The sequence below is a fragment of the Paenibacillus endoradicis genome (assembly GCF_024721975.1).
In genome coordinates this window covers 705,290-717,949 of sequence record NZ_JANQBB010000002.1, presented here as the reverse complement: position 1 = coordinate 717,949, position 12,660 = coordinate 705,290, and the positions used below count along the sequence as shown (strand labels likewise).

At 35.4% G+C, this 12,660-nt stretch carries 10 protein-coding genes; all 10 read left to right on the top strand.

All coding sequences use genetic code 11. The annotated features are described in order from the left end of the window. Positions 1–3: 3 nt before the first annotated feature. The 10 genes from NV377_RS09210 to NV377_RS09165 all read left to right on the top strand — a co-directional run bounded on the left by NV377_RS09210 (position 4) and on the right by NV377_RS09165 (position 12,589). Complete coding sequence (locus NV377_RS09210) at positions 4–1,080, top strand: FecCD family ABC transporter permease (RefSeq protein ID WP_258200903.1); 1,077 nt, start codon at positions 4–6, stop codon at positions 1,078–1,080. Then, a complete protein-coding gene (locus NV377_RS09205) occupies positions 1,080–2,072 on the top strand; it encodes a FecCD family ABC transporter permease (protein ID WP_258200902.1) in 993 nt (330 codons plus the stop codon). Before NV377_RS09210 ends, NV377_RS09205 begins: the two co-directional genes overlap by 1 nt. Positions 2,073–2,353: 281 nt before the next feature. Beyond that, a complete protein-coding gene (locus NV377_RS09200; protein WP_258200901.1) occupies positions 2,354–3,094 on the top strand; it encodes a hypothetical protein in 741 nt (246 codons plus the stop codon). Between the two features lie 311 nt (positions 3,095–3,405). Continuing rightward, the gene (locus tag NV377_RS09195) at positions 3,406–5,670 is read left to right on the top strand and encodes an AraC family transcriptional regulator (RefSeq protein WP_258200900.1); all 2,265 of its coding nucleotides are present in this window, start codon (positions 3,406–3,408) and stop codon (positions 5,668–5,670) included. 321 nt (positions 5,671–5,991) lie between these two features. Further along, a complete protein-coding gene (locus NV377_RS09190; protein ID WP_258200899.1) occupies positions 5,992–6,936 on the top strand; it encodes an ABC transporter permease in 945 nt (314 codons plus the stop codon). Positions 6,937–6,951: 15 nt separating this feature from the next. Beyond that, positions 6,952–7,851 carry a carbohydrate ABC transporter permease gene (locus NV377_RS09185; RefSeq protein ID WP_258200898.1) on the top strand — a complete coding sequence of 300 codons (900 nt, stop codon included), beginning with the start codon at positions 6,952–6,954 and terminating at the stop codon, positions 7,849–7,851. Between the two features lie 48 nt (positions 7,852–7,899). Continuing rightward, positions 7,900–9,546, top strand: a complete 1,647-nt coding sequence (locus tag NV377_RS09180; RefSeq protein ID WP_258200897.1) for an extracellular solute-binding protein — start codon at positions 7,900–7,902, stop codon at positions 9,544–9,546. A gap of 105 nt (positions 9,547–9,651) precedes the next feature. Then, on the top strand, positions 9,652–10,686 hold the full coding sequence (locus tag NV377_RS09175; protein ID WP_373425817.1) for a glycoside hydrolase family 88/105 protein: 1,035 nt from the start codon (positions 9,652–9,654) through the stop codon (positions 10,684–10,686). A 327-nt stretch (positions 10,687–11,013) separates the two neighbouring features. Beyond that, a complete protein-coding gene (locus NV377_RS09170) occupies positions 11,014–11,217 on the top strand; it encodes a cysteine-rich CWC family protein (protein WP_258200895.1) in 204 nt (67 codons plus the stop codon). 127 nt (positions 11,218–11,344) lie between these two features. Further along, positions 11,345–12,589, top strand: coding sequence for an SGNH/GDSL hydrolase family protein (locus NV377_RS09165; RefSeq protein ID WP_258200894.1), 1,245 nt, complete (start codon positions 11,345–11,347; stop codon positions 12,587–12,589). Positions 12,590–12,660: the final 71 nt, after the last annotated feature.

Below are 12,660 nucleotides of genomic sequence, written 5' to 3'. Positions count from 1 at the left end.
GGATTGGAAATATTGGCCTCAAATGTTCATGAATCATCAATAAGTAGACCATATTCAGAGCCTAGTCCTGATACTATAAAAGGGGCTAAAAAGTTATCATTTTTCTTGTTACTAATATTATTTTTTTTACTATTAATAGGTGTTTTGATACTCGCAATGGCACTAGGTGCGAAAAAAATTCCTTTTTCAGATGTGTTTTTGTCGATTTTTGCTTTTGATGAGATGGTTACTAATCATCAAGTAATCCAGTCCATTCGCTTACCCCGTGTTCTTGCAGCTATGGCCACAGGGGCTGGTTTTGCAGTAAGTGGCGCTATTATTCAAGGAATTAGTCGTAATCCTTTAGCTGATTCAGGTATTCTTGGATTAAATGCTGGGGCAGGAGTCATGTTAGTAATTGCTATGATTTTTCTACCGACGCTTACATTTACAGGGTCACTTTGGCTTTGTATTATAGGCGCGGCGTTAGGAGCGGGTTTAGTATTTAGTGTTGGCTTGTTAAGTAAACGAGGTTTGACACCTATTCGACTTGTATTGGCTGGGGTTGCAATATCTTCAATGCTAACGGCCTTAAGTGAAGGTATAAGTATCTTTTTTTCAGTTTCACAACAGGTAGCTTTTTGGTATGGGGGAGGCTTAAGTGGCATTAGTATGGCACATTTACAGCAAATGTTACCTTGGATGATACTAGCACTATTACTTGCTATCGCAATTTCAAAATCGATTACACTGCTATATGTAGGGGAAGAAACAGCGCAAGGGCTTGGAGTTAATATTAAGCTTATAAAGAGTCTTTCACTATTATCCGCATTTATGTTAGCTGGCATATCATGTGCACTAGCTGGATCTGTAAGCTTTATTGGGTTACTTGCTCCACATTTGGTACGTTATTTAGTCGGTGTAGATTATCGTTTTATAATTCCGTTATCAGCAATTCTCGGAGCTATAATTGTAGTGCTTACTGATTTAGTTGCTCGAATCGTAAATGCTCCTTATGAAATTCCTGTAGGAGCTGTAATTGCTGTTATCGGTATTCCGTTCTTTCTGTTTTTGGCACGTAAAGAAAGGCGGGGGCTATAGTGACATTAAGATGGAAATTTATAGTTGTAGCAATAATTTTACTTCTTGGCTGTTTGTTTAGTTTGTCTACCGGTCAAAGTAGTTTAAGCTTACAGGAATTATGGAAAACTTTATTAGGGGATGGAACTTCGAGGCAGGAGCTTGTACTTTTTCAATTCCGTATACCTCGTATGATACTAGCTTTTCTAGTTGGTGGAGCGTTAGCCATTGCAGGAATGCTTCTGCAAGCAATAAGTCGAAATGCATTAGCTGATCCAGGAATATTAGGGATAAATGCCGGAGCTGGGTTAACAATGATGCTATTTTTGCTTTTACAAAATAGTTCCACTAGCGTTCATACTTATGTCCAACCACTCTATGCTCTAATGGGTGGATTTATCGTTGTAGCACTATTATTTTTACTTTCATATGATCGTAATGATGGCATTGTTCCCATTCGATTGATTTATACAGGGGTTGCTATCGCTGCTGCTATTAGTGCATTTATGATAGTACTAACATACATACTAGATCCTTCGCAATATCAAATGATAAAGGTATGGTTGGCAGGAAATATAGGTAATAGTAATTGGAGCGATGTGTATGCTATGCTTCCTTGGTTAATTATTATTGTCCCTTTATTAATTCGTAATCATCTTTTACTTGATGTGTTAAAGCTTAACGATCCAATATCAATTAGTATAGGTGCGTCTGTAAATAAATATCGCGTTTGGTTTTTAGTTTGTAGTGTGTTATTAGCAGCACCAGCGGTTGCGGTTAGTGGAAGTATTGGATTTGTAGGGCTAGTAGTTCCACATTTAGTTAGGCAATTATTTGGTCATGCACATAAATTAACGATTCCTGCATGTTTATTGATCGGAGGAGGATTAGTCGTTATTGCAGATGCTCTTGGCAAAATGGTAGTAGCAAATACTGAAATTCCAGCAGGAGTTATCGTTGCCTTAATTGGTGCACCTTATTTCTTATATTTATTAATTAAAAGTGATCATTGAACTTATCTGTTATAACAACCAGTATAGAAAACTTGTATAATGTCTATCGTTCCTTAGGTAGAAATAAAAATGGAAGTAATAAAGAGGGGCAACTTGCCCCTCTTTATTACTTCCATTTAAGTTGCCATACTCTAATTGTGGAATCAAATGTTTTTGTGTATTGCAACATATGAATGATACAATAATTAACAAAAAAATAAAAAATTACATTTAAAGTGAACGTAAAATTATAAGTCACAAGTACTTGAAAGAAACTCTTAAGTTAAGGAATGTGAAAAGTTATGACGGACAAGAGAGATATACATGAGAGGTTAGCAGATAGGATAGAATATGGAAAAGGTTTTTTTAATAATTTTATAAAAATAGCATTTTTTCCATTGGCTATGGCTATTATGATGTCTATATCATTACTATTTAGTAATGTAGCAAAAAAGATTCAATCAAGTATATTTTCTGATAATAATAGTTTATTGTTTATACCTGGCGATGCAAGTAATAATGCTGAATTTTGGGTGTTTATATCATCTATACTTTATATATTTATATGGATGATTTTTAAATTTAATTTTCGTTCGAGAAAAATGAAAATTATTTTTAATTCGATTGTATCTATTATGTTATTAGGAAATATATTAAATACAATTAAAGCATCATATGACTATTATGACATAACAAAAGAACATATTTTAATTAGAGAAAATAGAGATAGCAAAGTTAGAATGTATAATTTTAGTGATATATCCTATGTTGAAGCGACTTACAGAACTTTCAAATCTCGTAACAGTCCAGATAGATATTACTTTGTATATAAGGTTTATATGAAAAATGGAATGGAGTTTGATATGGTTGATAGTCCAGATTTTGAGAAGTATATAATCAATGTGGATAAAATTCTTCAAAATAATAATATAGAAATCATCAGAGATTATAGTGCAAAATATTTTCTGTATAAAATATGTGAGAATAGATGCTCTAATGATATATTAAAAATATATGGGGTATCAGAAATCATAGAAAATTAATAAGTTAACTAGTGAAATAGATTGTTATCTAGAGGTATTGAACCCTCAATAACAATCTTTTTTTTGAGTAAATAGAAGTGAAAAAAGAAAAATGACTTACAAAACATACAATAGATTGTATTTTGTTCTGTTTGTTTTTGGTATTTATGTATATTCAAACAAAAACAAACATGATACAATTATTAGTAAAACAATTAAATAATAACAAATCTATTTAGGATGAGCACCCAAACAATTGGTACTAATTCAAACGATGTTGTAATTAAAATTAAAGATCTATGGAGAGGTGATGTATCATAAAACGTCTTCCGATGATGTTGCAACTAGTACTAATTCTTTTTTGTGTCATGATTATTCCAATTTCTATTATGACTTGGTATAGTGGCACGCAGATTCTAGGAAATTCTGAACAAGTAATAGCTGAGTCCTCATTGGCTAGATTAGAATCCAATCTCAATTTAAATGAAAACGCTTTAGATTACATCGCTCAGGATACTGTTAAGCTTGCTTCTTCTAAAACGGTTGATGGTATTCGCCAGTATAAAACTTTCGTACAGCTTAATGCCGATTATAATCGTGTTGAACGTGCTCTTTCACTGTTTAAGGAGCTTCAGCGCATAATTCGCACAAATGACGGGGTATACTCTGCTTATTTTTATCTAAACGATGCTGATTACATTGTTTCATCGGATAAAGGAATTACATTGTTGGAGCGGTATGAATCCATTGATTGGATAGATGACGCCCTTAGCAAAAAGGAAGGCATTGCTGGTGTTTGGTACCCAAGGAAAATGGGGAATGGCGAAGTGGTTTTATCTTATCTATTGCCTTTGAATAGTTTATCAACGTCCACACAAGGAACGCTTGTTGTCAATTTAAAAGAAACTCAAATTGCTAAATATATGAATGTCTCTGATCAACAAAAGAATAGTTATTTTCTAATTGATGCAGCAGAGAAAACAATTATTTCACAAGAAAATAAAGATTTATTGCTTACAAATGTAGCTGATAATCCATTTATATCGGAATTATTAAAACAAAAACAGAAAAAAGGATACGTTTTTCATGAAAGTGAAGGGGAGCGTCTACTTTACACTTGGAGTAGTTCTAATATGTCTCAATGGCTTTATGTAAATATATATTCTATGGATAAGTTAATGTCCCAGACTCGGGCTGTGCAGCGGGATATTATTATACTTACCATAGTCATTATATTGCTTGGTACAGTTCTTACTGTTCTTCTAGCTACATGGCTATCTAGACCTTTGCGAAAATTAGTTCGCAACATTCGATTACGTAGTAATTTAAGCTTAACAGGTAAAAATGAGTTGGCATTTCTTGATACCGTATTTCACAGAATGCAAGAAGAAGAAGATAAACTTAATAAGCTAATCGTAGAACATGAACAAGATTCATGTAGTTTAACAATTCATCATTTACTTAGAGGTGATGCATTAGATAGTAAGAAAAAAGAACTGCTTCTCGAAATGTTTCCTCAGAAGTATTATATACTTGCCATGATGTCATTGGATCAATATAGCAAGTACGTTAACAATACAAGCCCAGAGGTACGATCTTATCATCGCTTTTTATTTATATCGCAATATGAAAGCCAACTTCCACAAGGCATTTACATTAAAACAGTCTACTATGGTGAAGGAAGAATGGCATTAGTCGTCAATGTTGGAGAAGAAGAGATTACAAAGTATGAGGATATTAAAAAAGCTATAGAGAATATTCGAGACACTGCATGTGAAGTTTTTGGTCATACTGTAACGATCGGTGTTAGTAGTGTAACGGAATCGACGGTTACGATACCAGATAAATTGCTCGAAGCAATGGATTTAATTAAGCATCGTATGATTAAAGGAAATGGTCGAATCATTTACTGGAGACAGGAATCACAGAGTAATAAAAAATATATTTATCCTATAAACAGTGAGAGACGTATTCTTAATTTTCTAGATACAGGAGATTTTGAGCTTATACTTGTAGATCTTAATAGTATTCGCAAGCAGATTGAATCGGCTGAATATATTTCGTATGACAATATACTATTTATTTACAACCAATTAGTCGGGGTAACGATTAAACATCTGAGTGAAAAGAATATGAATACGTCAGCTATTTTTGCAAACAGAGGAAATATATATTCAACAATTGCGTCTAAAGATACATTGGATGAGCTTGAGAGCTATTTGAGAGAATTTTTTAGAGATATTAGTAAGCATATTGAACAAAGCTCAAACGAGATTAATTATGAAGAACAAATATTAGCATTCCTTGATCAACATTTTTGTGAAGACATTGTTTTTGAGGATATGGCTAAGGAAATAGGTATTAGTTATTCGTATATGCGTAAGCTTTTCTTGGAGTTAACTGGAGATAGCTTAATTAATTACATTAACAATAAGCGTATACAAAAAGCTAAGCAGCTGCTTGTAGAAAATACTCTTACTGTTACGCAAATTGCGACTGAAGTTGGTTATAACAATATCCAAAGTTTTAATCGTTTTTTCCGTAAATATGAAGGTGTGACTCCTAGTAGTTATAAATCATCTAAACGTAATGATTAGTTTTGATTGTGATGATGAATTTTGATTATATTGGTAATGTAAGCGCTTTTAATTTAGGTCATTTAGGTAGAAATGATACAGAAATAGATGGGAATATCCCGTAATTTTGAACTGATTCATTGCTTATAAATATCATTGAACCCAGTAACAATGCGGGATATTTCGAATTATCAAAAATGATAGTAACAATCAAAATATACGATTTATCTTTTAGTGATGATCAGTGTAGTATTTGAATCAGCTTCTCCGCTCAATCAGAGCACAGCGTGGTAAATATCAAATAATAAAAAGGGTTGTAAGCCAAAGGAGGAGGTGGAAAATGTGAAAATTGTAAACGCTTTAAAAACTCGTGATGTTGACGGTAAAGGAATTTTCTACTATTTAAAGCGTGACAAAGAGTTGTACTTGATGCTTCTGCTCCCGATCATTTTTGTAGTTCTTTTCAAAATATCGCCAATGTTCGGAACGGTAGTTGCTTTCAAGGACTATAAAATTGCGAAAGGTTTTTGGGATAGTGATTGGGTAGGATTCCAAGTATTTCTCGATATCTTTGAAAAACGCGATTTTGGAAGAGCTGTTAAAAACTCGTTACTACTTAATATTTCAGACCTCCTACTAAGTTTTACAGCACCGATAGTTCTATCATTATTACTCAATGAAATTAAAAGTGTAAGAATGAAAAGAATTAACCAATCACTATTGTACCTTCCTCACTTCTTATCTTGGGTTATTATAGGTGCAATTGCTTATCAGCTACTAAGTTTAGGTAATGGTGTCATCAATAATATTGTTGATTCATTAGGTGGAACACGGATTCCATTCTTGCAAGAGGATAATAACTGGCTGATCAGTTATTTAGCAATCGGAGTTTGGCAAAGTATGGGCTGGGGGACAATCATTTATTTAGCTTCTATAACTTCTATTAATCCGGAGCTATATGAGGCAGCGTTTGTCGATGGTGCAGGACGCTGGCGTAAAATGTGGAACGTAACACTACCTGGTATTAGAGTGACAATAGTTACCTTATTGATCATGAATTTAGGTAAAGTGATGGGCGGTTCCTTTGAAAGGATTTCTGCACTCGCGAATAAGGCGACTACTGAGTATACAACAACTATAGAGGTATTAGTTTATCGTTGGGGTATTGAAGGTGGACATTTCAGTCGAGCTACTGCACTAGGACTTTTTCAGGCAGTTATAGGGCTTGCACTAGTTATCATCGCTGATAGAATTGCCAAAAAACTCGGCGAGGACGGCTTACTGTAGAAAGGAAGACAAACTATGAAAGCATCTAATAACCTAATTATGGTGAATCGAAAAAAACGGTTCGATATTTGGGATGTTCTAATCAATATCTTTGTGGTTATGACATCATTAGCATGCTTGTTACCGCTAGTACATACTTTAGCCAAATCTTTGAGTAAAGATGCCTATGTATTGGCGAATAAAGTAATGCTATGGCCGCTAGGATTCAATTTTGATGCATATGGAAAAGTTTTAGGTGATGCATCTATTCTACGATCTCTATATGTATCCGTTGTAGTAACGATAGCGTTTACAATACTTGGTATGATTATTACGATTTGTGCAGCATATCCTTTATCGCGAAAACAACTTAAAGGACGGAAATTCCTGTCATTCATCTTCTTAATCACGCTATACTTCAGCGGTGGAATTATTCCTGAGTACATGCTTATTAATCAGCTGGGATTACTAGACACAATGTGGGCGCTTATATTACCTCAAGCATTCAGTGCATTTAACTTCTTAATTATGAGAAGTGCGATTGCCAGTAGTATTCCAGTGAGTTTAGAGGAATCCGCACGTATTGATGGAGCAGGACACTTCAGGGTATTATTCAATATTGTGCTTCCGCTTTCTAAGCCGATTATTGCAACATTGTCTCTATTTTATGCAGTCGGCAGATGGAATGCATACCAAGATGCGATGTTCTATATTAAAATGAATACGGATCTGCGTCCACTGCAATTAAAGTTGTATTATATGGTCGTTGAAGCAAGTGAGAGTTTTCAACTTGAGGCAACTATGGTACAAGTAACGAATCCCGATGTATTAAAAGCAGCTTGCGTTATTTTTGCTACTGTTCCCATTGTCTGTATCTATCCATTTATTCAAAAGTATTTTGTTAGCGGCCAAATGCTTGGTGCCGTTAAAGAATAAAAGGACTAAATACTGTTTCATTAATATTAATTAGGGAGGCAATTTGCAATGAGAAATAGAAAATTAGTAATTATAGTTTTAACGTTAGTTATGTTATTTGGTGTATTGTCTGCTTGTAGTTCGAAAGGTAATAATACACCTGCAAACACAGATAAAACATCAGCTCCTCCTACAACAACAAATGACGTAGTCGAGGGTGCTTTTCCTGATTATTCTGCAGGTTTCCCAGAAAATGTAACGATTGAAATTCCTGTATATGAACGTGCCTTTGAAGGTTGGAACGTTGCTGACAACTATTATACTCGCTGGATTCAAAAAGAATTTGGAGATAAAAATAATGTAACTGTTAAATATGTACCTATTTCTCGTGGTAATGAAGTACAAGATTTCCAACAGTTACTTGCAGCTCATAAAGCACCAGATATCGTTTTCCACTATGATATGCCACAACAAATCGCTTATTACAGCGAAGAAGTTTTACAACCTATTAATTATGATGAAGTTGCAAATTACGCTCCTACGTATTGGGGTAATATGAGTTCAACTATTGAGCAGTACGGTACGATTAATGATGAGAAAATTTTCTTCTTTGCAAGTCGTCCTGATGCAGATAACTTCTTAACTTTGATTCGTAAAGACTGGGTTGAACAAGTTGGTATGAAATTAGAGGATTTAACTTCTCTAGAGAAATATAATGAAATGCTAGTTAAATGGAAAGAAGCTGGCTTAGGAGTTACAAGTGGAGCCTTGGTTCGCAATAACTTCAACTTTAACTATGGATTCCGCGATTGGCCAATTGACCCAGCATATCGTGCACTTTATTCTGATCTTTCCGTAGCAGATCTTACGACTGTAGCAACAGAACGTTACCTTCGTAACTTGAATTATCAATACAATAATGGACTTCTTGATAAAGAGTTTTACTTACGTGACGATGACAACAAAGTTAAATCAGAGTTTGTATCAGGAAGAACAGGTACTTATGCTACTTATCTAGCTAGTAATTCAGACGTAATCTCATCGACGTTAGCAAACAATCCAAAAGCTGAATTTGCTATTCTTCCACCTAATGCTGCTATTCCAGAGGGGCTTCAACCTCAAGGTCGTGCTTACTGGCCGTTTGGCTTTATTATGGGTATTAACTATGAAACGCCTGAAATTGAGCGTATTGCAGTTTGGAAGTTCTTAGAGTGGATGAGCCAACCAGAAGTTCTATTCTTCTTGCAAAATGGTGTAGAAGGTGAAAACTATACACTTGATGCAGACGGTCTTGCTGTTAAGAATTTAGAATACACTGGTGAATCTGTACTATCTATGAATAATAACAAAGATTATTGGGCTCTTGTAACAGAAAGTGCACAATACCCAGATCCAGAAATTAACAAGAAATCTCAAATTAGAAACTGGGCACCAGTAGGATACGAGTCTCTAATTGAAACTCACTTGAAAAACTATGTTGATACTGCCCCATACCGTACTCCAGATGCTCTATTTACTGATGTTGTAGCTACTGTTGGTGAATATAAAGCTGATCTTAATGAATTGTTCCAAGAACTTTACATTAAAATCGTAACATCTCCTGAAGCTCAATTTGATACACTTTACGAAGCAGCTAAGAAAACTTATCTAGATGCTGGTTATCAAGAAATTCTTGATGAGAAGCAGGAAATTATTGATAAAGGCAACTTCAGATAGTAAATTTTGAACCTGTATTTTAAGAGGTAGTTCAAAACGCGGAATATCATATCCAAAACAACCGAAGCTCTTGCAGATGCAAGAGCTTCGATTTAGGAGGGATACATAATGAAATTAAACACAAGTACAAATGAATTGAAGTCTACTATTGATCGTGTTGTAGATTATACGTTAAGTATGGATCTAACATGGGATTGGCCATGTGGAGTTGCCTATTATGGCGTAAGCCGAGCATTTGAAGTTACAGGTGAACAGAATTATTTAGATAGAATGGCATCCTGGTGTGATGAATATATTGAAGCAGGTCTCCCTACATGGACGGTAAATACATGTGCAATGGGACATATGTTGGTGACATTATACGAACAAACCAATGATCAGAAATATCTTGATCTTATTATGAGCAAGATAGATTACATAAAGAATCATGCACTTCGATTCGGAGACAATGTATTACAACATACGGTATCTGCTAACAATGATTTTCCTGAGCAATGCTGGGCAGATACGCTATTCATGGCAGCATATTTGGAACTACGAGTGGGAGTTATGCTTGAGGATAAATCTCTAATAGACGATGCTCTTCATCAATATTACTGGCATATCAATTATTTGCAGGATGAGAAGACGGGGCTATGGTATCATGGCTACAATAATGTTAATAAAGATCATATGTCTGGAATGTACTGGGCTCGTGCCAATGCTTGGGCAGCGTACACGATGTCTAGAGTAGGAAAAGTACTTCCACAACCATATTTATATCCTAACTTTATGCATATTGATTGTTCATTGCGTGATCAATTAGCTGCTCTAAAGAGATTACAAAGGGAAGATGGACTATGGGGTACAGTTCTTGATCATTCTCAATCTTACGGTGAAGTATCTGCTTCTGCTGGTATTGCTGCGGCGATGGTTACTCAAAGCAATCCACTACACGGAAAATATGCTCAAAAATCACTACAAGGTATATTAGCAAATATTGCTGATAACGGAAGAGTATTGAATGTATCTGCGGGTACTGCTGTTATGAACGATATAGAAGGGTATTTAGATATACCTAAAAAATGGGCACAAGGTTGGGGTCAAGGATTAGCTTTAGCTTTCTTAACCGCAGCTGTAGAAAATGAGCAGAAACTATAAATAAGCTAAACTACCAATGAATATAGAGAGCTGACTATATAATTAGAAGGTTACGTGAGAAACACCCCAATGACAATACTGTCATTGGGGTGTTTCTAGTATAATTTATTTAATTAGAGTGACTGATAGGTAGCTTAATCAATTGTATGATCAGGCAAATGGATTTTTAGAAGAAGGAAATCTCGAAAGGAACAGAGAAGAGTCACAGATTAAGTATATTATTCAGATTAATTTATAATAAAATGCCTATCGTCGAGATTATTGAAATAGAATTTCTGTTAGATTGTTATAGGTCACGTTATACTAAATATTAGGGTAGGTGAGAATATGTCAGATATAATTGCTAACAAATGTCCAATATGCAGTAATGATAATAAATGCGGAAATCTTTCAAGTGCCCGCAATACAAAATGTTGGTGTAGTAAAGAAATGTTCTCTAAAGAGATATTTGAAATGATACCAGCAGATCAATTGGGAAAATCAAGTATTTGTAAAGACTGTCTTGATAAATATAATAAATCTTCAATTTAGTTATAAATTAATAGTCGGTTAGAGTAGGTATAAGGGACTTTCTTCTTCTTCTAAACTTCAATGGACTGTGCATTAGATGTAGCATTAGTAAGTTGGAATATCAATATTTTTTGGAGGAGGATGACTAATGAGAATCAGGCAGATTATCTCACTTATAGGAATAGTCGTTGTGGTATTACATTTAACGGGTTGCTCATCCGCTCAACAGATTGGCGGGAATAAAGCTACGAATGACGATACGAATACATTTGAACAGGATATAGGTGAAGAGAAGATGGAAGATGATATTGCTAATAACTCAATGCTGGAACGTTCCCTCGTAAGTACTGGTAACAACTATCGGATGAAAAAAGCAATGGAGCAATCTCGTAATGGTGAAGAAACGACAATCGCGTATATTGGTGGCTCGATCACTGAGGGGTTCAACGGAGGAGCCGAGCATAATTACGCTAAGGAATCCTATCAATACTTTGTAGACACCTTCGGAACGGGTAATAACGTTAAGTATATCAATGCCGGGATGGCAGGGACTCCATCCACACTTGGTCTAATACGCTTGGAGCGCGATGTGTTACAGTATGATCCAGATGTGGTATTCGTCGAGTTCGCAGTAAATGATCCGAATGATGGGCTAAGTATGACAGCATTTGAGAGTCTCTTACGTCGATTGTGGGATGGCACGAAGGAACCTGCTGTAGTGTTGATTTTCACGGTTACAGAACAAGGCTACTCTGCTCAGAGCCAGATGGAGAATATCGGACTCCATTACGATTTACCGATGATTAGCGTGAAGGATGCTTTACTGCCGGAATTTGAAGAAGGAAGAATGTCTTGGAGTGATTATTCTGATGACGATGTCCATCCCGATATGAATGGACATATGCTTGTCGCGGAATTTATTAAGCATTATTACACTGTCTTGGATAGCGAAGAGAAGGATAGCGAACCGGTCAAACCGGCAACGACTTTCTATGGAAAAGCATTTGAGAATATGAAGATGCTAGATGCCGAGAATACGCAAGTCGTATCAATGGGGAGCTTCATCGAGGATTTGACTATCAAGCAATTTCCACAAGGTTGGACGCATCGGCGTGATGCAGGGAACGACAGCTTTATTCTTGATCTAACGTCCAGCAGTCTATTCATTGTGACGAAGGAAAGCAGTGAAATTTTAACCGGTACAATAGAGATCATTATAGATGGTGAGTTGGAACATGTTATCGACGGATACAAAAGTACAGGTTGGAACAATCCCGTTACAAAATTCATGTTCATGAAAGAGAATTCTGAAAGGCATCGAGTTGAGATTAGAATGGCAGAAGGTTCAGAGGATAAGGAGTTTTCTATTCTCGCATTTGGTGTTGTGGAATAAAACAATTCGTTATCACTCTAGTTTAAGTCAGATTTCAACTACCAGAGTTGCTTTTCAAGCTTATCTGAAAA